This is a genomic window from Acinetobacter sp. Root1280, assembly GCF_001425285.1.
In the GTDB taxonomy this organism is placed as follows: Bacteria; Pseudomonadota; Gammaproteobacteria; order Pseudomonadales; family Moraxellaceae; genus Acinetobacter; species Acinetobacter guillouiae.
The window spans coordinates 18,235-41,522 of sequence record NZ_LMED01000015.1 but is presented as its reverse complement, the minus strand read 5'-3'; the positions used below and the strand labels follow the sequence as shown (position 1 = coordinate 41,522).

General features: G+C 38.6%; 25 protein-coding genes. 20 read left to right on the top strand and 5 right to left on the bottom strand.

Annotated elements, in window-relative coordinates; translation table 11 throughout:
• Positions 1 to 5: 5 nt before the first annotated feature.
• The 9 genes from ASC84_RS13715 (at position 6) to ASC84_RS13675 (ending at position 10,452) form a co-directional block, all read left to right on the top strand.
• Positions 6 to 812 (top strand): class I SAM-dependent methyltransferase, encoded by an 807-nt coding sequence (locus ASC84_RS13715; protein WP_171252546.1) that lies wholly within the window; start codon positions 6 to 8, stop codon positions 810 to 812.
• A gap of 121 nt (positions 813 to 933) precedes the next feature.
• Positions 934 to 2,352: a C13 family peptidase gene (locus tag ASC84_RS13710; RefSeq protein WP_056515613.1), complete on the top strand. Its 1,419-nt coding sequence runs from the start codon at positions 934 to 936 to the stop codon at positions 2,350 to 2,352.
• Between the two features lie 122 nt (positions 2,353 to 2,474).
• Complete coding sequence (fghA, locus tag ASC84_RS13705; protein ID WP_056515610.1) at positions 2,475 to 3,311, top strand: S-formylglutathione hydrolase; 837 nt, start codon at positions 2,475 to 2,477, stop codon at positions 3,309 to 3,311.
• 159 nt (positions 3,312 to 3,470) lie between these two features.
• Positions 3,471 to 4,577: a YjgN family protein gene (locus ASC84_RS13700; protein WP_056515605.1), complete on the top strand. Its 1,107-nt coding sequence runs from the start codon at positions 3,471 to 3,473 to the stop codon at positions 4,575 to 4,577.
• 20 nt (positions 4,578 to 4,597) lie between these two features.
• Positions 4,598 to 5,722, top strand: coding sequence for a M48 family metallopeptidase (locus tag ASC84_RS13695; protein WP_056515602.1), 1,125 nt, complete (start codon positions 4,598 to 4,600; stop codon positions 5,720 to 5,722).
• A 276-nt stretch (positions 5,723 to 5,998) separates the two neighbouring features.
• The gene (gene rpe / locus ASC84_RS13690; protein WP_056515599.1) at positions 5,999 to 6,685 is read left to right on the top strand and encodes a ribulose-phosphate 3-epimerase; all 687 of its coding nucleotides are present in this window, start codon (positions 5,999 to 6,001) and stop codon (positions 6,683 to 6,685) included.
• Between the two features lie 408 nt (positions 6,686 to 7,093).
• Positions 7,094 to 7,504 carry a hypothetical protein gene (locus tag ASC84_RS13685; protein WP_227515149.1) on the top strand — a complete coding sequence of 137 codons (411 nt, stop codon included), beginning with the start codon at positions 7,094 to 7,096 and terminating at the stop codon, positions 7,502 to 7,504.
• A gap of 55 nt (positions 7,505 to 7,559) precedes the next feature.
• Positions 7,560 to 9,539 (top strand): multicopper oxidase domain-containing protein, encoded by a 1,980-nt coding sequence (locus ASC84_RS13680; protein ID WP_056515595.1) that lies wholly within the window; start codon positions 7,560 to 7,562, stop codon positions 9,537 to 9,539.
• Positions 9,526 to 10,452 carry a copper resistance protein B gene (locus ASC84_RS13675; protein ID WP_056515592.1) on the top strand — a complete coding sequence of 309 codons (927 nt, stop codon included), beginning with the start codon at positions 9,526 to 9,528 and terminating at the stop codon, positions 10,450 to 10,452. The genes ASC84_RS13680 and ASC84_RS13675 overlap by 14 nt, the downstream gene beginning before the upstream one ends.
• Before the next feature lie 50 nt (positions 10,453 to 10,502).
• Here ASC84_RS13675 and ASC84_RS13670 read toward each other — a convergent pair whose 3' ends face one another.
• Positions 10,503 to 10,994, bottom strand: coding sequence for a hypothetical protein (locus ASC84_RS13670; RefSeq protein WP_056515589.1), 492 nt, complete (start codon positions 10,992 to 10,994; stop codon positions 10,503 to 10,505).
• Positions 10,995 to 11,212: 218 nt separating this feature from the next.
• On the opposite strand from ASC84_RS13670, the gene ASC84_RS13665 reads away from it, so the two are divergent.
• From ASC84_RS13665 to ASC84_RS13650, 4 genes are all read left to right on the top strand, one after another.
• Complete coding sequence (locus tag ASC84_RS13665; protein ID WP_056515587.1) at positions 11,213 to 11,530, top strand: multidrug efflux SMR transporter; 318 nt, start codon at positions 11,213 to 11,215, stop codon at positions 11,528 to 11,530.
• A gap of 109 nt (positions 11,531 to 11,639) precedes the next feature.
• Entirely contained in the window at positions 11,640 to 11,957 is a 318-nt protein-coding gene (gene sugE / locus ASC84_RS13660; RefSeq protein ID WP_004723676.1) for a quaternary ammonium compound efflux SMR transporter SugE, read from the top strand.
• A 36-nt stretch (positions 11,958 to 11,993) separates the two neighbouring features.
• The gene (locus tag ASC84_RS13655; protein WP_056515584.1) at positions 11,994 to 12,476 is read left to right on the top strand and encodes a methylated-DNA--[protein]-cysteine S-methyltransferase; all 483 of its coding nucleotides are present in this window, start codon (positions 11,994 to 11,996) and stop codon (positions 12,474 to 12,476) included.
• A gap of 35 nt (positions 12,477 to 12,511) precedes the next feature.
• Positions 12,512 to 13,168: a nuclease-related domain-containing protein gene (locus ASC84_RS13650; RefSeq protein ID WP_056515581.1), complete on the top strand. Its 657-nt coding sequence runs from the start codon at positions 12,512 to 12,514 to the stop codon at positions 13,166 to 13,168.
• 109 nt (positions 13,169 to 13,277) lie between these two features.
• Here ASC84_RS13650 and ASC84_RS13645 read toward each other — a convergent pair whose 3' ends face one another.
• Both ASC84_RS13645 and ASC84_RS13640 read right to left on the bottom strand, forming a co-directional pair.
• Positions 13,278 to 13,826 (bottom strand): hypothetical protein, encoded by a 549-nt coding sequence (locus ASC84_RS13645; protein WP_056515578.1) that lies wholly within the window; start codon positions 13,824 to 13,826, stop codon positions 13,278 to 13,280.
• Between the two features lie 105 nt (positions 13,827 to 13,931).
• A complete protein-coding gene (locus ASC84_RS13640) occupies positions 13,932 to 14,699 on the bottom strand; it encodes a hydroxymethylpyrimidine/phosphomethylpyrimidine kinase (RefSeq protein WP_056515576.1) in 768 nt (255 codons plus the stop codon).
• Between the two features lie 105 nt (positions 14,700 to 14,804).
• Here ASC84_RS13640 and ASC84_RS13635 point away from each other — a divergent pair, with 105 nt between their 5' ends.
• The gene (locus ASC84_RS13635; protein ID WP_056515652.1) at positions 14,805 to 15,449 is read left to right on the top strand and encodes an HAD-IA family hydrolase; all 645 of its coding nucleotides are present in this window, start codon (positions 14,805 to 14,807) and stop codon (positions 15,447 to 15,449) included.
• Positions 15,450 to 15,779: 330 nt separating this feature from the next.
• On the opposite strand, the gene ASC84_RS13630 is transcribed toward ASC84_RS13635, so the two are convergent.
• Complete coding sequence (locus ASC84_RS13630; RefSeq protein WP_004723670.1) at positions 15,780 to 16,244, bottom strand: Lrp/AsnC ligand binding domain-containing protein; 465 nt, start codon at positions 16,242 to 16,244, stop codon at positions 15,780 to 15,782.
• A gap of 139 nt (positions 16,245 to 16,383) precedes the next feature.
• Between ASC84_RS13630 and ASC84_RS13625 the strand changes: the two genes are divergently transcribed.
• The 6 genes from ASC84_RS13625 (at position 16,384) to ASC84_RS13600 (ending at position 22,739) form a co-directional block, all read left to right on the top strand.
• Positions 16,384 to 17,643 carry a D-amino acid dehydrogenase gene (locus ASC84_RS13625; protein ID WP_004723669.1) on the top strand — a complete coding sequence of 420 codons (1,260 nt, stop codon included), beginning with the start codon at positions 16,384 to 16,386 and terminating at the stop codon, positions 17,641 to 17,643.
• A gap of 84 nt (positions 17,644 to 17,727) precedes the next feature.
• Positions 17,728 to 18,852, top strand: coding sequence for an alanine racemase (gene alr / locus ASC84_RS13620; RefSeq protein WP_056515572.1), 1,125 nt, complete (start codon positions 17,728 to 17,730; stop codon positions 18,850 to 18,852).
• Between the two features lie 10 nt (positions 18,853 to 18,862).
• On the top strand, positions 18,863 to 19,234 hold the full coding sequence (locus tag ASC84_RS13615; protein ID WP_004723667.1) for a RidA family protein: 372 nt from the start codon (positions 18,863 to 18,865) through the stop codon (positions 19,232 to 19,234).
• A gap of 185 nt (positions 19,235 to 19,419) precedes the next feature.
• The gene (locus tag ASC84_RS13610) at positions 19,420 to 20,850 is read left to right on the top strand and encodes an amino acid permease (protein WP_004723666.1); all 1,431 of its coding nucleotides are present in this window, start codon (positions 19,420 to 19,422) and stop codon (positions 20,848 to 20,850) included.
• 252 nt (positions 20,851 to 21,102) lie between these two features.
• Entirely contained in the window at positions 21,103 to 22,212 is a 1,110-nt protein-coding gene (locus ASC84_RS13605) for an acyltransferase (protein WP_056515569.1), read from the top strand.
• 5 nt (positions 22,213 to 22,217) lie between these two features.
• Complete coding sequence (locus tag ASC84_RS13600) at positions 22,218 to 22,739, top strand: SMI1/KNR4 family protein (RefSeq protein ID WP_056515566.1); 522 nt, start codon at positions 22,218 to 22,220, stop codon at positions 22,737 to 22,739.
• A 34-nt stretch (positions 22,740 to 22,773) separates the two neighbouring features.
• Here the strand turns inward: ASC84_RS13600 and hemJ are convergent, their stop codons facing one another.
• Positions 22,774 to 23,226 (bottom strand): protoporphyrinogen oxidase HemJ, encoded by a 453-nt coding sequence (gene hemJ, locus ASC84_RS13595; RefSeq protein ID WP_004723664.1) that lies wholly within the window; start codon positions 23,224 to 23,226, stop codon positions 22,774 to 22,776.
• Positions 23,227 to 23,288: the final 62 nt, after the last annotated feature.

Below are 23,288 nucleotides of genomic sequence, written 5' to 3'. Positions count from 1 at the left end.
GCGAAATTCGCTTATTTACTGAGTCCACATTTTTTGAGAAAGCACAGTCCTACCAAACTGTGCTTTCTTTACGTGGTGTCGTGGTAAACATTGCAACGATTGAAAAACTCAATGCACGGTTTTTAAGACTGAACCCAGAACTTGCCTTGTGTGTTGATGAACAAGGGTTAAGTCTGTGCGCCAATGGCATGAAAATGCAGCCTGATTGGAAAGCGGAGATTCCACGTTTAAAACGTGCAACTTTAAAATCTGAAATGATTGCACGGGCATGTAATATTTCAGAAAAACCAAACTTAATTGATGCAACTGCTGGTCTAGGGCATGACGCATTATTGATGGCACACTTAGGGGCGAAAGTAACCCTGATCGAACGTCATCCAATTTTATTTACATTACTGGAAGATTCAAAAAAACAATTGGAAAATGATCCATTTTTAGCCAAAGTTGTTGAGCGTATTGATTTGGTTTTTTCTGATTCAGCTGAATATTTACAACAATTGATCATCACGCACCAAACTGTCGATGTTGTTTATTTAGATCCGATGTTTCCGCAACGGGATCAAAATCAGCAAGCCATTAAAAAACAGGCGCAAGTGAAAAAGCAAATGCAGCTATTACACATGCTTTTACCTGAAGATGGTGAAATGGATTTAGGCGATCATCTTTTAGTCTTAGCACGGCAAATTGCCAAGCGAGTTGTGGTAAAACGTCCTAGACTGGCTGTATTTTTAAATGATCAGGCAACCGATCATCAATGGCAAGGTGATGCTTGTCGTTTTGATGCCTATTTTAACAGCAATCTTATTGAGTAATTTGGTAACTGTTTCAATAATAGTCGAATTATTGATATATAGTTAAATCAAACATTGATAATTTTTTAGCCAAGCCTAAACTAGATAGGCTGATTGAAGCCACTGCCTTAACAGAATCTTTATGATAGATCTTAAACCCTCGATTAACTTTTGGCATGATTTGAAAAGTAACCAACGTGCAGGGATTTGGTTATTCTTAGGTTCGCGAAAGTCTTTACAAATTGTTCGTCCATCGATTCTTCAATTGATTTTTTGGGGGCTGTTGGGTGCAGGTGCCAATACACTATTTAGCTGGTTAGTTGCTGGTGATGGTGGTGTTTTTAATCGGCAAGGTCTTGTCAGCTACGCATTGTGGCCTTTTATTGCCTTAATTGTAGGGATTTTCCTATCACAACGAACCAATAATCCGCGTTTGATGTTGGTTCCAGCACTGTTATGGCTGGTGCTTGATACGCACATCATGTTGTTTCAATGCTTGCTGCAATATTTGGGCAATCAAGATCTACTACCTTATTTCACTTACGATGTAATCCCACTGCTATTTTTTGCTTTGTTTATTTGGCAAAGCCTTGCTGTGGTGTGGGTATTTTCAAGAGAATTAAAATGGCCATGGTGGGAACGTGCTTTGATCATGTTTGCTACTGTAGCCACTTTGTTCACTTGGCAGGTTTCGATTAAGGAACAGCCGATTTGGAAAGTAGAAGACGTTCCTCCAACGATCAGTGAAAATGCTTTTTATGCACAAAGCCATTTACTCAATAAGGCATTGGAACAGGTTCAGTTTGGTGAGTTTGCTCAAACGCATTGGTACTTTTTAGGTGTTGCTGGTGCAAGTTATCAAGACGTGTTCAAATTTGAAATAGATCGAATTAAAGAACAATTTGATACCCGCTTTGGAACCTTTGGACGCTCTGTTGAGTTGGTCAATAACCCACAAAGTATTAAAGACACTCCTATTGCGTCTAAAACCAGTATCGACCTTGCTTTACGCCGTATTGGCCAACAGATGAATCGCGAAAGTGATGTATTATTTCTTTATATGACTTCTCATGGCTTACCTAATCGTTTTGAACTAGAAAATGAACCGATTAATTTGGATGATGTCGATCCAAAATGGTTAAGAGAAACCCTCGATAAATCGGGTATTCGCTGGAAAGTGATCGTGATTTCAGCCTGTTATTCCGGTAGCTTTGTTTCAGCACTCCAATCACCAGATACTTTGATTATTACTGCTTCAGCAGCAGATCGTGCCTCATTTGGATGTTCAAATGAAGCCGATTATACTTATTTTGGTCGAGCTTTCTTTGATCAGGCAATGCGTGAGCAAGGTTCTCTCAAAGCCGCATTTAAAGAAGCGACTGAAACAGTTGCAAAATGGGAAAATGCACAAGGTTTTGATCCATCTGAGCCGCAATGGGTGATTGGGAAAAATATGGAAATGATGTTACCGCAGTTGGAACAACATTTATTTCCACAACAGGGTGTTATCACTTCTGCACAAACCCAAAATGTAAAATTGGATACGCAACAAAAGCCATGATAAATAACGGCGTTTTAAATGCGAAAGCAAAAGCGCTTTAATTTATATTGAGTTGAATCTATTGATGCTATAAGACGGTAGCCCTAAACAATTTAAAGATCAAAATGTGGAGCGATGCGCTGATGGAACTTTTAAGTAAAAATATCTGTTTTGATGGTGAACAAAGAATTTACCAAACTCAGTCAAATTATTTAAAAGGGGCAACGAAGTTTGCGACATATCTTCCGCCTCAAGCATTAAAAGGGCAGAAATGTCCTGCATTATTCTATTTAGCAGGACTGACCTGTACAGAAGAAACCTTTATCATAAAGGCGCATGCACAGCGCTTGGCATCTCAGCTTGGTTTAATCTTGATTACACCTGATACATCACCTCGTGGTGAACACGTTGCACAAGGCGATTCATGGGATTTGGGGCAGGGTGCAGGATTCTATCTCAATGCAACTCAAGCACCTTGGGCTGAGCATTTTCAGATGGAAAGTTATATTGTAGATGAACTTTATCCATTGCTAATAAAAAATTTACCGATTCAATCTGAAGCTGTAGGAATCTTTGGTCATAGTATGGGCGGGCATGGCGCACTAACACTGGCTTGGAAATATCCAAATTATTTTAAATCAGTATCTGCATTTGCACCGATTTGTGCACCGACAGAATGTCCTTGGGGTGAAAAGGCATTTTCTCATTATTTAGGCGCTGATCAGTCTGAGTGGACAAAGCATGATGCGACTCAATTACTGCTTTCTAAAGGTCAGTTATTTGACGAAGTGCTTATCGATCAAGGTATAAAAGATCAGTTTTATAGTCAATTGAATCCCGAGAAATACCAACAAGCTTGTCATAAAGTTGGGCAAAAACTCACCTTAAGATTTCATGAAGGTTATGATCACGGTTATTATTTCATTCAAAGTTTTATTGATGACCATTTACAATTTCATGCTTTGCAACTACAAAAATAATTGAATCGTCTAACAAAAACTGAATTTTGAGTAAAAGTAAATCGTTGTTTGCTTTTACTCTATTTCTTTCAGCGCAGAAAAAATATAAACTGCTTTTTGAGGTTTTTTATTTCATATCATTTTAGATTGTCATCAAATAATTTGAATAAAGAGAAGAATATGCAAGAACAAATACCGCCTCCATTTCCGAGTCATTTGAGTTTGGAAAAAGGCGCTACACCACCAGAAATACAGCAGCCCGTAGATCAGCAATCTCCTAGAATTCACCGTTTTAAATTTCACGGTGATGCAATGGAATATTTTGGTATATGGATTGTGAATATCTTATTGACCATCATTACTTTAAGTTTGTACGCGCCTTGGGCGAAAGTACGTCGTTTACGTTATTTTTATGGTAATACTGAATTCTTTAAAAGACGTTTTGACTTTACTGGCATCCCCACCAAAATTTTAGTTGGACGTTTGATTGCATTGGGTATTTATGCCGCCTTTTCAATCTCCTCGCAGTATTCCATGATTGCGACGGTGGTTGGTTTAGTGGTGCTGTATGCAGCAGTGCCATGGCTGATTCGGGCAACAATGCGCTTTACCGCAAGAAACAGTAAATTCGGCAATAGTCGGTTTTATTTTGCGGGAACTACAAAAGAATCCTATAAAGTCTTTTTTCTGAGTATTCTAATTTATATTTTTAGTTTAGGGATATTTGCTCCTGTTGCGATCTGGTTGTATAAAAAATACTACATCGATCATTTATATGCAGGGCAGTTGGATTTTAAATTGAATGCCGATTGGTCAGCCTATATGGCGGCAGTTTACATTCCAATTTTTATGTCTTTTGGAATTATGCTGGCATTTGGCATTATTTATTTCGGAATTATCGGCTTTATTGCAGGGTATACGCCAAACTTTTTTATCTTTGGTGTCTTTGCGATGTACGCTGTGGCAGGGTTGTTTATTTATCCATTGATCGCGGCACGTATTTTTATTACCACATGGAACAATACAACAGTTGGCAGCAGCCAATTTAAAACAGATTGTAATCAATGGCGTTATGCATGGATTGTGGCATCAAATTGGCTGGTTAAAATATTAAGTATTGGTTTAATGTCTGCATGGGCGGCAATTCGTATTCACAAATATCAAGTTGATTCGATGAGTTTAATTTTGCATGATGATCCAGATCAAATGATGAATCTTGCACAGCAAGAGCAAAGTGCTTTAGCTGAAGAAATTAGTGACATCTTCGACATTGATGTTTCTTTATAATGATATGAGTTGAATAATTTATGTCACGACCAATAGAAGTCATTTTCTATGATGGTGTGGTGTCTAAACCACACCATGCCCAACTTTTTGCTCAATCTGAGTTCGAAGTGCTGATTCAGTATGGTGAGCGTTTAGAGCATCAACGCCGTTATGCATATCGCGATATGGAATTAATTGGCGCACTGGGGCAATTAAATCCTGCAATTGAACTTAAAGATGACGCACGGATTGAATTTCAGGGGGCTTTACCAGAATGGTTTAATTTGGGGACTAAAAATGTCCAGCATTCAATCTGGAAATTAGAACGCTCTCCAAGTTTAATTGTATTCAGTATCATCTTTGTGGTGGCTTTTGTTTTTGCTTTAGTAAAATGGGGTGTTCCGGCGGCATCACATTATGTTGCTTTTCAGTTGCCTGAAAATAGTTTGAATAAATTAGGCGATGAAGCGGAAAAATATGTGTTGAATAATTGGACTAACCCCAGTCATTTGGCACAAGGTCAAAAAGATCAAATTTCCAAGCAATATCTAAATACCATCGCTGAAGGAAAGCCAGCAAAATTGGTTTTTCGTGAAGGTGGGCGATTGGGTGCCAACGCAGTGGCTTTACCCAACAATACGATCATTGTTACCGATGAGCTGATTGAAATGGCGCATAGTGATCAAGAGATTTTAGGTGTCTTGGCTCATGAGCAAGGGCATTTGGTGGAACGGCATAGCTTACAGCAAGGCTTGACCAGTTTGGGGTTGAGTGTACTCTATATTGCCATGACGGGAGACAGTTCAGACCTCTTGACCTCGTTACCTGCCGCGATGATCGGTGCAAATTATTCACGCAAATTTGAAGCTGAGGCGGATATGTATGCGCTGAAATTGATGGATCGTAAAGGCATTGAAGTGTCTCATTTTGCGAATTTCTTACAACGCTTAAGTGATGAAACTGCACTGGAAGAAAAACCAAAGCAGGCAGGCAAAACGGCTGAAGCTGATAAAAAAACTGACCCAAATAAAAAACAGCCTCAAAATGAGTCTAGTGAAAAAGAGAGCTCTTTAGAGATTTTTGATGCCTTGTCTTCACATCCTGCAACTGAAGAACGCATTAAAATGGTTCGTGATTTTGAGAAAAAACAACTGGCTAAACCTTAAACAGTATAGATAAGCGATGTTTATCTATAGATTGTGCAAGGTGGCGGTGACTGGATCTAGGGCTTAATGAAGCCCTTTATTTTTGTATTTTTCTCAAAAGATCAGATTATTCGTTAAAACCCATATCATCAAGTAATAGACAGCCGCTGATTCAACCAGATTGATTGCTATGACCTGATAAATGAGCAAGATAAGTAAAACTGTTGCTTTTTAAAACAACCCAATAGGGTAAGTTTGTTATAATGGGAAAAATTTTTATCTTTGCCAGGTTGTTTCATGTCCAAGCCATATCTGATCGCACCTTCAATTTTATCTGCTGATTTTGCCCGTCTGGGTGAAGATGTGGAACATGTATTGGCAGCTGGTGCAGATGTTGTCCACTTTGATGTCATGGATAACCACTATGTGCCAAACCTAACTTTTGGTGCGGGTATATGTAAGGCATTAAAGAAATATGGGATCAAAGCCCCGATTGATGTGCATCTTATGGTTTCACCTGTTGATCGTATGATTGGTGATTTCTTAGAAGCAGGTGCAGATATTATTACTTTTCATCCTGAAGCAACGCATCATATCGACCGTTCATTACAATTGGTTAAAGATGGTGGTGCCAAAGCAGGCTTGGTATTTAATCCAGCAACACCCTTGCATTATCTCGATTATGTTTTAGATAAAGTGGATCAAGTGCTTTTAATGAGTGTAAACCCAGGTTTTGGCGGTCAAAAATTTATTCCAACCACTTTGGATAAATTACGTGAGGCGCGTAAAATTATTGATGCTTCAGGTCGTGACATTCGTTTAGAAATTGATGGTGGTGTTGGCCCAGCAAATATCCGTGAAATTGCTGAAGCGGGAGCAGATATGTTTGTTGCAGGTTCTGCAATTTTTAGTAAGCCTGATTATCAAGCTGTGATTAACGAAATGCGCGCTGAATTAGCAAAAGTTGGACAAGTTTCGGCTTAAACTTTTCCACAAATGTATTGTGTGAATTGTGGATAACTTTGATGATAACTATATGGATAACCATGTTGATAAGCATATGGATAAGCTGGGTATAGATTAATCAAAGGGTGATCAATCGTTTATCACACATGCAATTTTTGTTTAAAAAGAGCTCAAACGAGCTCTTTTTTAATAAGAATAGTCCGCTACTCATCAATTTAATTATTCATTTTTTATTCAAAGTGCAGTTGATGGAAAATTATTCAGTGATATTGACAATCTTTCCGCGTGATATTTGCCAAACTCGTCATTATTGGCTATGCTTTAGCTTCATCTTAGATTAAAACATAGGTTTTAGTTTTGTTTAGACAACTGCACAAACGGCTTTGGTTTGTTTGTCTTATGGTTTTTGCCATAGGGTGGAGCAGTGTGTCTATTGCATCTGTAAATGTGATGCAACATGAGCAAATGATGAATTCATCGCTTGTAGATGAACATCAATCGATGATGAAAAACAGTGTTGTACAAGAAATGAAACAGCACTGTGCAGATATACAACAAAAACAAAATGATCAAAACTCGCATCTCAATCATGAGCAACAGGCGCAAAATCTAAAAGATTGCCATAATCAACAGGTTCAATCTCAAGATACGCAACTGACTAAATGTCTAGATTGTGCTGCATTCTCATGCCAATCTTCAGTGGTTTGGTTCAATCCTGATATTCCAAAATTGATTGCACCTGATCATCTGCAAAATACTCAAGCCTATCAAATCAATTACCAAGCTCAGCACCTCGCAGGGCATTGGCAAGAAATCCTACGCCCTCCAAAAGCCTAATCTGATTTTAGACACTTTTTTATTCAAAATTGCTTGTTAAAATTTAGGTTAAGTTATGTTTATTCAGTTATCTCAAAAGCGATTAGCTCAAAGCTTGATTGCGACATTGTGCTTGGTCTCCTCAACTTGGGGAATTGCCGAAATCAAAGAATATCAACTCAGCATTGATGAAGGAATCGTCAATGTAACAGGTAAACCTGTAAAACGAATTACTGTAAATGGCCAGTTTCCCGCACCACTTTTAGAATTTGAAGAAGGTGATGAAGCGGTGATTCGAGTTAAAAATAATTTAAAGAATCAGGATTCATCGATCCATTGGCATGGCCTATTATTGCCCGGCATTATGGATGGTGTACCTGGCTTTAATGGTTATAACGGGATCAAACCCAACGAAGAATTTGTCTATAAGTTTAAAGTTCGTCAGAGTGGAACCTATTGGTATCATGCCCATTCGAAAGGCCAAGAACAGGATGGCTTATATGGTTCTTTAGTGATTTATCCAAAGAATAAAAAACCGCTGGCAGCACATGAACGCACAGATCGTGATTATGTGGTGATGTTGTCGGATTTTCATGAGCAAACCAGCGACCAGATCCAAAAAAACCTAAAAATTTCCGCAGAATATTATCAAAATCGACGTGAAACCTTAGGGGATGTTTGGAAACAGTTACAACGTGATGGTTTAAAAGCAACGTGGTCTGATCGCAAAATGTGGAATCAGATGCGTATGTTAAAAACAGATATGTCTGATGTGACGGGTTATACCTTTCTTGTAAACGGAAAAACCCCTGAACAAAATTGGACAGGTCTGTTTAAGCCAAATGAAAAAGTTCGACTGCGCTTTGTGAATGCATCGGCAATGTCGTTCTTTGATGTACGTATACCTCAGCTAAAAATGACAGTGGTCAGTGCCGATGGGCAACCTGTAAAGCCAGTAAATGTAGATGAGTTTCGTATTGGTACAGCTGAAACCTATGATGTAATTGTTGAACCAAAAACCAGTCATTATCAGATTGAGGCAGAGTCTATTGATCGTTCAGGATTTGCGATTGGAACACTCCATAATGAATTAACAGCAAAAAGTGCTGCTATTCATATGCCTGCTGCTCGTCCACGTGCTGTGCTGACTATGGACGATATGGGAGGTCATGGTGGCGGAGGGATGGATCACTCCAAAATGAGTATGGGTGATATGTCAGGCATGGACCATTCCAAAATGAATGCGAAAGATATGCAGGGTATGGATCATTCAAAAATGAATGCCAACGATATGCAAGGCATGGATCACTCCAAAATGAGTATGGGTGATATGCAAGGCATGGATCACTCGAAAATGAGTGCGAATGATATGCAGGGCATGGATCATTCAAAAATGAATGCCAACGATATGCAAGGTATGGACCATTCAAAAATGAATGCGGATGATACGCAAGCTATAGATCATTCACAGCATCGCAATTCATCGGCAGCGCAAAAAAATGACCAAGTGGTTTATGGTTGGGCAAATGCATCGACGCCGCAAGGAGATAAAGCACTGCAATACAGTGATTTAAAATCACTAACCCCTCAACCTGATACTCGTGATGCCACCAGTGAATTGGTGATTCGCTTAGGCGGAACCATGGAGCGTTATGTTTGGACGATTAATGGTAAAAAATTCAGTGATGCTGAACCACTCAAAGTGAAATATGGCGAACGTATCCGAATTAAATTTATCAATGACAGTATGATGGCGCATCCAATGCATTTACATGGCATGTTTATGCAACTGGAAAATGGTCAGCCTGCTGTGGATATGCCCAATAAACACACCATTGTTGTACCACCTGCAAAAACAGTTACAGCATTATTAACCGCTGATGAATTGGGTGAATGGGCAATCCATTGTCATTTGCTCTACCACATGAGTGCAGGGATGATGAATAAATTGATTGTTGCCAATGTGAGTGAAGGCAAAGTTTCCACTCAGCCAGTTCAAACAAGCAACACCACTCAAAAGACTGAAGTGAAAGGAGACGAACATGCAAATCATTAATCTTTTTTCTAAATCAGTTCTGGCAAGTTCATTACTTATGCTGAGTGGTTTGGCTTTGGCCCATGAAGGGCATCAGATGCAAAGTGATACGAGTATTGGGACTGAATCAACTGTAGTGACTGATCATTCAAGCATGGATCATTCAAAAATGAATCAGTTGGATGAGCAAAGCAATGCTGTAGATCATACACAGCATCAAGCGCTTACAACCACTATGGGGGAGGAGAGCATAGCTTCGCATAGTACCCATGATCATCGTAAAGAACATGGTGCGCAGGTTTATCAGAGAGTGACTATTGATAATGCTTGGATGCTGGATGAAGATGGAAAAGGTACTTTAGATTCATCTTTAGAGTTACGCATAGGTACTGATGAAAATAAGTTATTCATTAAAGGGAGCTCCAGTAAGGCTGAATCAGACAAAGTAGAATATGATCTAAGTGCACTCTATAGTCGTAACATTGCTGATTTTTGGGATGTACAAGCAGGTGTGCGCTACAGTGATAATCCTGAACGAAGCACTGATCAGGAACGCTTTGATGCGGCTTTGGGTTTACACGGATTGGCACAGTACTTTTTTGAGACAGATGCTTATCTGTATTTCGGACAAGACAGTCGGGTTGCATTTAGCCTAGAAACTGAACGTGATTTACTATTAACTCAAAAGCTGATTTTAAAGCCTTATTTAGATTTAAATGTGGTATTTAGCGATGATTCACGCTATGCCCAAAAAACAGGTCTAAACAGCATTAAAACAGGTTTAGAAACCCGTTATGAAATCACAAAAAAGGTGATGCCTTATGTGAGTGTGGCCTATGCATATTCTAAAGGTAACAAAGAGACAGCATGGCAAACTGCAACTGACTCCGAATCAGGTTGGTTATATGGTGCAGGTCTGCGTTTTAGATTCTAAGCTTTCGTTTTTCGTATAAAGCAAAAGGTCACTTCTTTGGGAGTGACCTTTTACGTTTCTGCAATGCCAGCAACACGTTCAAGCTGGTTATTTACAAATTTAAATTCCATTCCATGCTCTGTATCTAAATCATAATGAATAGAGAGGGTTAAAGTGTCGGGTGCACTCACACGCAAATTTAACATGGTCTGAATATAAGGATTGTGAGATTCCACATCCTGAATATTCAATGCAGCCTCACCTGATTTTTCTGGATTTTCATAATAATGTGCATAAAGCTTTTGATAGCGTTCAAAAGCATGTTGCTGGATGGTCTGAACATGTTGTTCAATACTGTTGATAAATAATTGGTAGGTTTTTGCAAAAGCGTTGAGTTGATCAAGATTGGGCGCTTCTTCGATTTCATCGCCATCTTCATCAAACTCTTCCCCTAAGAAAATCTCCCGATCAGCATTTTGATTAAAAAAACAATGCGAAAAAAATGTTTCTGAACTAAACCCAGCCCAGCTCGGGTGGATATCACCCCAATAATCATGTTTCATGGTTTTGATCCCTGATTTTTATATTTAGCATGCTTGATCATAAAGTAAGCCTCATGAAAAAAAATTATTCGAAATGTAAAAAAGGTCAAATTTTGTAAATTTTAATAAATTCCTCAACATGAGTTGATATAATTAGGCTTCTTCAGGAGGAACGACCTCCCTCAATTTGAGAAAAATCGTCAGGACGGCCTGATTCTAATTTAAATTTGGAGCTGGTCATGGCTTGGGTTTTTCTTATTTTCGCAGGTATCTTTGAAATCGTTTGGGCATATAGTATGAAATTGTCCGAAGGTTTTACAAAGCTTACACCAAGTATTGTCACCTTATTTTTCATGATTTTAAGCTTTGGTCTATTGGCATATGCGATGCGTACTTTGCCATTGGGAACTGCTTATACCATTTGGACAGGGATTGGAGCGATAGGCTCATTCTTGGTTGGTATTTTTATCTTGGGCGAACCTGCAACAGCAATGCGTATGTTCGCTGCTGTACTGATTGTTTCTGGCTTAGTTTTAATGAAACTTTCTTCGACTTAATTTATTGAAATGTTTAAGTGCTATTTCTGTAGGAGATAGCACTTTTTTTACGTGTAGTTCATGGTGTAATCAATAGTGGAAACATCCAATAGAAAATGGTGAATGTGTAATGGCATGGGTTTTATTGGCAGTTGCGGGTGTGTTTGAGGTGGTTTGGGCATATTTTATGAAGGTATCTGACGGGTTTACCAAGCTGACACCGAGTATTTTGACCATCATCTTTATGATTGCAAGTTTTGCATTACTTTCTTATGCAATGAAAACATTACCACTTGGAACAGCTTATACCGTGTGGACAGGGATTGGTGCGATTGGTTCTTTTGCCGTCGGAATTTTCTTTTTAGGTGAAGCAGCTTCAGCGATGCGGATGTTGGCTGCTGTATTGATTATTTCAGGTCTTATTTTGATGAAATTATCTTCAAGCTAAGTTAAGCTGTTGGTGAGTTGGAAAGGGAATAAGGACATGCAACTTTCATTTATGGAAATGAGCTCCCCAGTCGGGATATTAAAATTAGTCGCCCATGATCATGCCTTGATTGCAGTACTTTGGGAAAATGAAAATCCTAAACGGGTTCGTTTGGCTGAATTAATTAAAAACAATACACATCCAGTTTTGTTGGAGACGGCGAAACAATTGAATGAGTATTTTCAAGGAAAAAGAACCCAGTTCGATTTACCGCTAGATTTTGCGGGGACTGAGTTTCAACAGAAAGTTTGGCAAGCTTTGTTGACGATTCCATTTGGTGAAACGCGTAGCTATAAAGAGATCGCAGAACAGATTGGAAATGTCAAAGCGGTTCGGGCAGTGGGTGCAGCGAATGGTAAAAATCCCATCTCTATTATTGCGCCATGTCATCGTGTGGTCGGGGCTGATGGTAAATTAGTGGGTTTTGCGGGTGGGTTGGATAATAAGGATATTCTTTTAAAAATTGAACAAGTGCCATAGACTCAACGCTATTCATTATTACATTACAATTTAAAATGATTGCTCAAATTTTTGTACCATTATTATCAAATTTAGGTTGGATTGTTTTACTTTTCGTTGCGATTACGCTGGTTAAATTCTTTAAGCCCTTTTTAAAAGGGAAAATAGGTGAATTTGCTGTCAGCACCCATGTAAAACTCTATTTAGACAAAGAAAATTATATTTTATTAAATGATTGTACTCTGCCTGATGAGCAAAATCAGACCACCCAAATAGATCATATTTTATTAAGCCCTTATGGTATTTTTGTCATTGAAACAAAGAATTATAAAGGTTGGATATTTGGTGGCGAGCGTCAAAAGATTTGGACACAAAAGATTTATAAAAAGAGCTATAAGTTCCAAAATCCATTACATCAAAATTATAAACATCAAAAAGTTTTAGAAAGTGTGCTCACAGATATTGTTGATTCAACTCAGATCCATTCAATCGTGGTTTTTATGCCTGATTGCGAATTTAAAACCCAAATGCCAAACCACGTCTTTCGTGGTGCAGGTTGGACAGATTATGTCAAAAAATTTAAGCAAATCAACATTCCTCCAATGAAATTAAAACGTATTCAGTATCGTCTAGAGAAAGAAATTTTAGAAAAGTCGTGGAAAACCAATCGCCAACATATACAAAGCCTTAAAGATAAATATACTGAGAAATGAACAGATTACTCATAATCAACATCGTCCAGATTACATTATATTTTTTGTTTGATTGGGGTCTTATGCTGTATCAGTGGCATTAATATCAGCAGAGGATGAGGGGGAAAAATCACTCATCCGCAGCTTTAGACTTTAACCATTTCCATTGCCCATTTTTAAATTGGTAAGTGTCGATCCACCATCTTGCGCCACCTCGACATGAGCTGGTCATTTGTTTCTTCTGGGGAATCAGTTTGAGATCCGTCAATCCAGAACATTGTGCATGGCTAAAATCAAATTTTTCTTGGTCCAACACTTGATAATCTTTACTTTTAGGTCGGTAGAGAAAAATATCAAAAATAGAATAAACCCCCATTCCCATATCAGGTGTAGACACAGCAATATCGGTATATCCATCAAAATTATAGTCTTGAAAATGAATCTGTCGTTTTCGTTCAAATGGTAATTCTGCAAGATCAAATGCTTGCTGTTTAGCTGCTGTTTGAATGATGAGTTGACCTGATTCATCATCGCCATCTTTAAAAATAAAATGGGTTTTTTGCCCATTCACTACATCGTTAATATTGTGATTTACAGTTTGTTGTTGTGGTTGAGCAAATACGGCGAATGAGGTTAAAAGTAAACTTGATAGCATTGTTGTCGTGAGTATTTTGTACATTATTATTCTCATTGTCTTTTCTATTGTTTTAGGGGAGTTTCCAAGTTTCAGCTGTTTAGTGAAACTTGGATGCTATTTTCAAAAGTGCAGAGCAATATTCAACATTTAAAAGCGCTTTGGAATTTTTTGGCCACCTTCAATCGGCGTTTCGGCATTTTTTAATACACCAAATAACCATGTTTCAGCATGTTGTACCGCGATTTTAAGCGGATCTCCTAGTGCTAAACGTCCTGCAATAAAGCTTGCCAATGAACAACCTGAACCATGGTATTCACCTGCCAAACGGGGACATTTAGATTCAGCGATCATTTCACCATTCACATACAAGGCGTTGCGAATATAGTCTGGGGTATCTTCATGCCCACCTTTTACCAGAACCGCTTGTGCGCCCATTTCAAACAGTTTGGCTGTGGCTTTTTCTATGTCTTGTTCTGCTGTTAAGGCGCGTAATTCCACAGTATTTGGGGTAATGATTGTTGCCAGAGGAATCAGTTCAATAAAGGCTTTAACCAAGGTCTCTTGATTACCCAGTGAACCACCACTATTTGCCACTAAAACAGGATCAAGTACATATAGATAATCTGGATGTTCACGTAAAAACTCAGCCAGTGCAGCAATATTATCTGTGGTTCCTAACATCCCCGATTTGATGGCTTTAATGGGTAAATCACCGACAACTGCATTGGCCTGAGCAAGCAGTAGTTCTTTGGAGCTGGCTTCAAAACCAAAAACTTGTTGAGAGTTTTGAATGGTTAATGCTGTACAAGCAATTGCCGCATGTGCGCCACTTTGACCAATCGCTTCAATATCAGCCTGTATACCAGCACCACCAGAAGGGTCTAGACCTGAAAAACAAAGTACAGTAGGGCGCACGATGATGTCCTTAATTCACAAATTTACGTTAGTATAGGCAAGTTTACGAGAACACTCGATAGTAATTTGATAATTGTTTCAAACACAGATTTAAAGGATTGGATGGTGATAAAGAATATTTTAATCGATCTCGATGGCACATTAACCGACCCAAAAGTAGGCATTACGACATCTGCACGTTATGGACTTGCAAAGGTTGGGCATCCGATTCCTGACAGTGAAAATATCGACTGGATTATTGGTCCACCGTTAAAGGCATCATTGGCAAAGCTACTCAATGTTGAAGCAAATGACCTCTTAGCTGAGCAAGCTTTATTGGGTTATCGTGAACGTTTTGCTGTAACAGGCTTATTTGAAAATCATGTTTTTGATGATGTAGCGCAAACCTTGGCAGCCTTAAAAAGTAAGGGCTATCGACTGTTTTTAGCCACCGCAAAACCTGAAGTTTATGCACGTCAAATCTTAGATCATTTTGATTTATTAAAATATTTTGATTATCCCTATGGCAGTGAGTTAAATGGCGAGCGCACCAATAAAGGTGAGTTAATCACTTATATCCTTGAAAAAGAAAAGTTAAATCCAGAAGAGTGTTTGATGGTGGGAGATCGGGAACATGATATTTTTGGTGCACGTAAAAATGCGATTGAAACCATTGCGGTAGAATATGGATATGGCTCAAAACAAGAATTGGACGAAGCAGCGCCGAAAGCAAGAATTGCAAAGTTCTCTGAATTGTTAAACCTACTCTAAATCTGCTTTTAGTTCAGACTTTTGGGATAATTTGAATTTACCTTAATGATCCCCAACCGAGAATATTTTATCGATGTGTTGGGGATTTTACTCGTAATCACATAGTTAGTAGCAATCACACATTTAAACAGGGACTAAATCCCCAGTAGTCTTTTAATGTTATTCACCAAATTGGGTAGAGATACTGCATGATGTGGAAGCATTAAACGCTTAAACCCATCACCGCTAAATTTACGATCTATTTGCAGTAAAACTTGGCTTTAAGGTGGAGAGATATTCAAATGTGAAATGGGTGGCAAGTCAATCCATTTAAAGGTAAAAATGATGGAATTAACGCACATCCAAATACAATGATTCCTTAATTTCCTCCATCACAATATAGCTATGTGAAGAGGCTGAAGATGGAAGTTTTTTAAGTAAATCACCAAGTAAGCGTCGATAAGCGCTCATTTCTTTTAATCGGGCTTTGACTAAATAATCAAAATCTCCCGAAATAAGATGGCACTCTTGTACTTCTGGTATTTCCATTAAGTCCTTAGCCACTTGTTCAAACACATCACCAGACTTTGCGGATAAACTAATTTCTAGAAAAACCAATAAGTTACGATCAAGGTGTTTCGGGTTTAGGCGTGCATGATAGCCCATAATGATGCCATCTCGCTCCAAACGTTTGACACGTTCAGAACAAGGTGTGGTCGATAAACTGACCCGTGAAGCCAATTCGCTGATGGCAATTCGACCCTCATTTTGAAGAATATCTAAAATCATTCGATCTATACGGTCTAATTTACGCATCAATTATTCCCTTTTTTTTAATCATTTTTCACGACAATAAATTAAAACACCTAAATTTTAGCATTAAAAATAGTGAAATAAACTATTTAACCAAAAATATACTAGTGAAATAAACTAGTAAATGCATAAAGGATAAGAAATGCGTGTAATAGTATTAGGTAGTGGTGTGATTGGCGTAGCAAGTGCATATTACCTCGCGCAGCAAGGAGCACAAGTTACAGTTTTAGACCGTCAAGCAGGTCCAGCTGAAGAAACCAGCTTTGGTAATGCAGGTCAAATTTCTCCAGGCTATTCGACACCGTGGGCTGCACCCGGTATTCCATTTAAAGCGGTTAAGTGGATGTTTCAACATCATGCACCACTTGCGATTAATATCGATGGCAGTATGTGGCAGTTGCAGTGGATGGCGCAAATGCTTAAAAACTGTAACTCTGAAAGTTATGCGATCAACAAAGAACGCATGACCCGTGTAGCAGAATATAGCCGTGACTGTTTAAGAGAACTGCGTAAAGATACTGGGATTGAATACGAAAACCGTTCAAAAGGCACGTTGCAAGTTTTCCGTAATGAAGCCCAATTAGAAATGGTTCAGCGTGATATTGCTGTACTCAAAGAATGTGGTGTTCCACATGAGTTATTGCTTAAAGATGATCTTGCTAAAGTAGAACCAGCATTAGAACATGCCAAAGATAAATTGGTTGGTGGTTTACATCTTCCAAATGATGAAACAGGCGACTGCTATTTATTTACCAATGCTTTAGCCAATTTAGCCAAAGGTTTAGGTGTCGAGTTTAAATTCAACCAAAATGTTGAAAGATTGGTGGTTGAAGGTGATGAAATCAAAGGTGTAGTGGTTAATGGTGAAGTGTTAACTGCTGATCGCTATGTATTGGCTTTTGGTAGCTATTCACGTGATTTCTTAAAGCCGCTGGAATTGAATTTACCTGTTTACCCAGTGAAGGGTTATTCTTTAACTATTCCAATTGTTGATCCAACATTTGCACCACAATCTACAGTTTTGGATGAAACCTATAAAATCGCGATTACTCGTTTTGATCAACGTATTCGTGTTGGTGGAATGGCAGAATTAAGCGGTTTTAATCATGGTTTAAATGCGGATCGCCGTGGCACATTGGAAATGGTGACCCAAGATTTATTCCCGGGTGGTGATTTGGCACAAGCGTCATTTTGGACCGGTCTTCGCCCAATGACCCCAGACAGCACACCAATTATTGGCGCAACACGTTTTAAAAACTTATTCCTCAATACTGGACATGGCACTTTAGGCTGGACGATGGCATGTGGTTCAGGAAAATTGATCAGTGATCTGGTGCTTAATCATCAAACCGATATCAGTACCGAAGGTTTATCTATTCAGCGTTATCCACACGCTGCTTAAGTGCCACTTTGTTAAAACAGTGATAAATAAATTGTTTAGCGATAAATAATTTACAACGCCAATCCATATTCAGGGATGAATAAAATGCCTAGACCAATTACTGCCGTCATTCATCAGGATGCTTTGTTGCATAACCTGAATGTCGCCCGTCAATTTATGCCACAAAGTAAAGTTTTTACCGTCGTCAAGGCCAATGCTTATGGACACGGTATTGAACGTGTCTATGATGCATTCAAATCCGCAGATGGTTTTGCTTTGTTGGATATCGATGAAGCAAAACGCCTAAGAACATCGGGATGGACAGGTCCAATTCTGCTCTTAGAAGGCATTTTTTCAGCAGATGATTTATTGGATTGTGAAAAGTATCAATTAAGTTTTAGCCTGCATAATGAAGATCAAGTGAATTGGCTAGAACAATTTCAAAGCCAATCTCTCAAAGACAATCCAGCACAGCCTCAATTTGATGTATTTTTAAAAATGAATACAGGAATGAATCGCCTTGGTTTTAAACCTGATGCGTATCGGGCAATGTGGCAAAGATTAAAGCAATTCGATGTGGTGAAATCTATCACGCATATGATGCATTTTTCAGATGCTGATGGTGAGCGTTTGGGGCAATCTGGGATTGCCTACCAGCAGGCTATTTTTGAACAAACCATTCAAGATTTAGACGGTGAGCGCTCAGTTTCAAATAGTGCGGCCATTCTCCGACATTCACAAGATTTACGTTCAGATTATATTCGTAGCGGGATTATGCTGTACGGCAGTTCTCCAGACTATCCAACACATTCAATTCAAGATTGGAATCTTAAACCAAGCATGAGTTTACGCAGTGAAATCATTGCAATTCAAGATTTACAGCCGAGTGAAACAGTGGGTTATGGATCTAAATTTACTGCAACCCAAGCCATGAAAATCGGTATTGTGGCATGTGGTTATGCAGATGGTTACCAACGTATTTCTATGGATGCACCCGTATTGGTTAATTCTGTACGAACCCAAACTATTGGTCGTGTCAGCATGGACATGTTAGCGGTTGATTTAACCCATATCCCAGATGCGCGAGTTGGAAGTGAAGTGGTACTTTGGGGACAGTCTTCAAATGGAACTGTACTGCCGATTGATGAAGTTGCAGCAAGTTCTGGAACCGTAGGTTATGAGCTCATGTGTGGTGTAACTGCACGGGTAAATTTTAAAATTTCAAAATAAGGACATCAACATGTCAAACAACGTTCAACACGCAGACATTCAAAAACTCAACAGCAATCAAGTAATGAGTGCAGTCACCATTTTCAATAAAGTGGTTTATTTGTCAGGCCAAGTTCCTAAAAATACCCAACAGGATATTATTGGTCAAACTCAAGAAATCTTGGCAACAATTGACCAGTTATTGCTTGAGGCAAATACTGATAAATCACGTTTATTGTCTGCTCATGTCTACATCAAAAATTTAGATGATTTTGCGACGTTCAACACCATTTGGATTGATTGGTTAGAAGGCTGTGTTGCACCATCTCGCGCAACGATTCAAGCTGATTTGGTTAATCCAGATTGGTTGATTGAGATCGCAGTTATTGCGGCGCAGGCATAAATTAATCTCTTGTCATAAAGTAGAATTGATTATTGTCAATAATTAAAGCAGTATTTGCCCCGAATTAAAGCTGGACACATGTAAACCATGTGGCCCAGTTCGCGTTAGGTAGAACAATAGAACGGGAATGTTCTTATGCCACAAGCGGGTTTTACCTCCAAAAAATTGTCAAAAAGGATATTTTTATGACAACTTCAAGCCATTCAGATGACGTACCATCGTCGCCAAATGAGCTACAACGGAAATTATCCAATCGTCACCTACAATTAATTGCGATTGGTGGTGCAATTGGTACAGGCTTATTTATGGGTTCAGGGAAAACCATTTCCCTTGCAGGCCCTTCAATTCTGATCATTTATATGATCATTGGTGCAATGTTCTTTTTCCTGATGCGCGCATTGGGTGAAATTCTACTTTCAAATCTGCACTACAAATCCTTTATTGATATGGCACATGACTTAATTGGTCCGGGTGCTGGCTATTATATTGGCTGGTCATACTGGCTCGGTTGGATCTTAGTGGGTATTGCGGATTTGGCTGCAATTATCAATTATCTTAATTTTTGGCTTCCTGACGGAACCGCCTTTACCCCCATGGGACAAGCCTTAATTAGTGCAGGATGCGTACTCTTGGTATTGGGTATTAATCTCCTCACGGTAAAGTTGTTTGGTGAAATTGAGTTTTGGTTTGCTTTGATCAAAATTTTAGCCATTGTCGGATTGATTCTTATTGGTGGCTATATGGTGTTGAGCCATTTCCAAGCACCGACAGGTTCAGTTGCAAGCTTTAGCAATGTCTGGTCGCATGGTGGCATGTTCCCGAAAGGCGCAAGTGGCTTTTTAGCAGGTTTCCAAATTGCCTTGTTTGCTTTTGTCGGTGTCGAGCTGATCGGTACTATGGCGGCAGAAACCAAAGATCCTGAAAAGAACTTACCTAAAGCGGTCAATGCGATTCCGACCCGTATTATTTTGTTCTATGTATTGGCACTCTTTATCGTGATGTCGGTAACCCCTTGGAATGAAATTCCTGCGGATCAAAGTCCATTTGTCACATTGTTTCTACATGCTGGTATTGGTGCAGCGGCTGTGATTATGAACTTGGTGGTTTTATCCTCGGTAATGTCATCGATGAACAGTGGTGTATTTTCGACCAGTCGTATGTTGTTTGGATTGGCCAAAGAAGGACAAGCACCGACTAAGTTGGCTGAACTGTCTAAACGCGCCGTTCCTGCAAAAGGTTTATTGTTCTCTTGTGGCTTTATTATGGCAGGTGCAGCACTACAATATTTTGTTCCAAATACCGTTGAAGCATTTACCTTAGCCAGTTCTTTATGTGTGATTTTATTCATTAGTATCTGGAGTATTATTATGGTGTGTTATATACGCTACCGTAAATTACGCCCAGAATTGCATGAGAAATCAAACTTTAAAATGCCGGGTGGTGTATGGATGTCTTATCTTGTTTTGATCTTCCTTGCTTTTACTTTGGTGATTTTAAGTCTAGAGCCTGATACTTTAAAAGCTTTAATCATCAGCCCATTGTGGGTGATTATTTTAGCAGTGACCTATCAAATGATGTATAAACCGCGTATGAAAAAGCGTAATCAGCAGCTTTAATGTTGAATATTCAATTGATCAGGAGATGGTGTTAGATCATCTCCTGAATAACTATGATATGAAAATTTTTGATATAAATTAAATTTAAAAATTAAACGCTTAGATTAAATATAAAATGCTCAACTTTTTGGTTTTATCCGTGATTGATTGCATAGGTTCAATGTGAAATTTAACAAATTATTCAAAATAAATTACTGAAATAAAAATAAAAAGCACGTTTAATAGCATCATTTACGATAAACAACTGCATATATGCGCAATAACAAGATCGATCTCTTACGTGGAGTTTCAATTTTATTGGTACTTCTCCACCATTTTAATATTCCTTATAAACTGCATGACACATTTCTAGGTATACAAATCTTTGGCGAAAGCTTAAGTACCTTAATTGCCCGCAATGGTAATTATGGTGTGACCCTATTTTTTGTGATTTCAGGTTTTTTAATCACCCAACATACTTTACAAAGAAGTGGCACACTCGCGCAGATTAAGCTCAAAGATTTCTATATCCGCCGTATTGCCCGAATTATGCCTTGTTTGGTCCTACTGGTGGCGCTGGTGACGGCACTGGGTGCAATGGGGTTAAAACCCTTTATCAATCAAGCGCCAAACGGTATTGAAGTCTCTTATGGCTTAACTGTATTTTCTGCTTTTACCTTTTGGATGAATATCCTGATCATTGAAAATGGCTGGGTGAATTATGCGCTAGGCGTGCTATGGTCTTTATCTGTTGAGGAAGTCTTCTATTTAGCATTTCCAATTTTATGTGTTGTATTAGGCCGTGGTAAAGGCTTTATTATATTTTTATTGGCAATCATCATTTATGCACCTTATTTCCGTTCATTGCATTTTGCTGAGGAAAGCGGGGCTTATCTTTATCATTACTTCTCAAGTTTTGACGGAATTGCGATGGGTTGCTTAACTGCTTTAATGACTCAGCGGATGGGACAAAAAATACAGGTTTCAAAAATCGTGGTTCCAATCATTGTTTTGTTGATGGCCGCTGTTTATTTATATGCACCAATCAAAGAGGTTAGTACGTGGGGAATCAGCATTTTTGCCATATTGTCAGCAATGTTGATCTTCTGTTTTGCTCAGAACCCATATACTGAATCTCGCTCTATATTGTCAAAAGGTGTAGCGTGGATTGGACAACGTAGTTATGAAATGTACTTGTTTCATTTGATTATCTTGGGTTTATTTAAAGTTTTTTATTTTCCCAAAGAAACCTTAGCTGTTGAAAAATTAATGCTATTACCAATTTATTTTATTGCTGTTTTTGTATTGAGTTGGGCCATTGAAAAGTGCTATTCAACACCGATGAACAGAAAAATACGCCAAGTTTTACTTAAAAATGGGTGATAAAAATGGAAATATTGCAGTTAATAGAAACCATAAAACAAGATCCAAGCTGTGAGGTGTATCCTGCACAGTTAGCACAAAATTTGCCACAAAATATTCCTGATGATGTGAAGATCTTTTATCGTGAAACCAATGGAATAAAATTTTTTCCACAAGAAGCTTATTCAATTGAAATCGTCGCGAGTCATCAATTTATACCGATTAATACTTATTTATTCTCAGACGAATCAATCGATTTGGAATTGGAAAATGATGATATCAGTCATGACTGGTTTTTAATCGCAAAGGTAGATGAAATGAGTCAATACATCAGTATTGATATGGCGCAAGCTAGACGAGGTCAATGTTATGATAGCTTTTTTGAAACTCATGCAACGATTGGTGATTCACCTATTATTGCCCAGAACTTTACTGCGCTTTTACATCAGTTATATTTGAATAAAGGGCAATACTGGTATTGGTTACAAGATGATTTTCAATATTTAGGTGATGCTTATGATCCGCCTTTACCCAATCGAGATGTATAAAAAAACCTCCATTTAGGAGGTTTCTATCTACAATTTAAAATGTTGGTTTAACGACCACTAAAATCACCACTGCAAATAAAATCAGGGTTGGCATCTCATTGAAAAATCGCCAAAACTTATGCGATTTATAATGTGCATTGCCAATCAGTTTTTTACGGTAATAGCCACAAACAAAGTGGTAAATTACTAAAAGACCAACTAAACCGACTTTTAGATAAAACCATAAAGCTTCATGGTAATGACGTGTAGCATCACCCCAGTCTACGAGAAAATGTGCGGTGATCAATGTTGCGATCATCGAAGGCCACATAATGCCCCGATATAATTTACGCTCCATGATCTCGAAACGCTGATGACTTAGATTGTCATCGCTCATGGCATGGTAGACAAACAAACGCGGGAGATAAAACAGTGCTGCAAACCAACACACGACTGCAATGATATGTAAAGCTTTTACCCAAAGGAAAGCTTCTGAAGGAGCATCCATCAATTTACCCTTTTAAGGGCAGTGTGCGAGATGTTGATCATCCAAACTTATTTTAAATTTGA

Coding starts and splice junctions, on each gene's coding strand:
- ASC84_RS13710 (WP_056515613.1), top strand. CDS start 934: ATGATAGATCTTAAACCCTCGATTAACTTTTGGCATGATTTGAAAAGT.
- fghA (WP_056515610.1), top strand. CDS start 2,475: ATGGAACTTTTAAGTAAAAATATCTGTTTTGATGGTGAACAAAGAATT.
- ASC84_RS13700 (WP_056515605.1), top strand. CDS start 3,471: ATGCAAGAACAAATACCGCCTCCATTTCCGAGTCATTTGAGTTTGGAA.
- ASC84_RS13695 (WP_056515602.1), top strand. CDS start 4,598: ATGTCACGACCAATAGAAGTCATTTTCTATGATGGTGTGGTGTCTAAA.
- rpe (WP_056515599.1), top strand. CDS start 5,999: ATGTCCAAGCCATATCTGATCGCACCTTCAATTTTATCTGCTGATTTT.
- ASC84_RS13680 (WP_056515595.1), top strand. CDS start 7,560: ATGTTTATTCAGTTATCTCAAAAGCGATTAGCTCAAAGCTTGATTGCG.
- ASC84_RS13675 (WP_056515592.1), top strand. CDS start 9,526: ATGCAAATCATTAATCTTTTTTCTAAATCAGTTCTGGCAAGTTCATTA.
- ASC84_RS13670 (WP_056515589.1), bottom strand. CDS start 10,994: ATGAAACATGATTATTGGGGTGATATCCACCCGAGCTGGGCTGGGTTT.
- ASC84_RS13665 (WP_056515587.1), top strand. CDS start 11,213: ATGGCTTGGGTTTTTCTTATTTTCGCAGGTATCTTTGAAATCGTTTGG.
- sugE (WP_004723676.1), top strand. CDS start 11,640: ATGGCATGGGTTTTATTGGCAGTTGCGGGTGTGTTTGAGGTGGTTTGG.
- ASC84_RS13655 (WP_056515584.1), top strand. CDS start 11,994: ATGCAACTTTCATTTATGGAAATGAGCTCCCCAGTCGGGATATTAAAA.
- ASC84_RS13650 (WP_056515581.1), top strand. CDS start 12,512: ATGATTGCTCAAATTTTTGTACCATTATTATCAAATTTAGGTTGGATT.
- ASC84_RS13645 (WP_056515578.1), bottom strand. CDS start 13,826: ATGTACAAAATACTCACGACAACAATGCTATCAAGTTTACTTTTAACC.
- ASC84_RS13630 (WP_004723670.1), bottom strand. CDS start 16,244: ATGCGTAAATTAGACCGTATAGATCGAATGATTTTAGATATTCTTCAA.
- ASC84_RS13625 (WP_004723669.1), top strand. CDS start 16,384: ATGCGTGTAATAGTATTAGGTAGTGGTGTGATTGGCGTAGCAAGTGCA.
- alr (WP_056515572.1), top strand. CDS start 17,728: ATGCCTAGACCAATTACTGCCGTCATTCATCAGGATGCTTTGTTGCAT.
- ASC84_RS13615 (WP_004723667.1), top strand. CDS start 18,863: ATGTCAAACAACGTTCAACACGCAGACATTCAAAAACTCAACAGCAAT.
- ASC84_RS13610 (WP_004723666.1), top strand. CDS start 19,420: ATGACAACTTCAAGCCATTCAGATGACGTACCATCGTCGCCAAATGAG.
- ASC84_RS13605 (WP_056515569.1), top strand. CDS start 21,103: ATGCGCAATAACAAGATCGATCTCTTACGTGGAGTTTCAATTTTATTG.
- ASC84_RS13600 (WP_056515566.1), top strand. CDS start 22,218: ATGGAAATATTGCAGTTAATAGAAACCATAAAACAAGATCCAAGCTGT.
- hemJ (WP_004723664.1), bottom strand. CDS start 23,226: ATGGATGCTCCTTCAGAAGCTTTCCTTTGGGTAAAAGCTTTACATATC.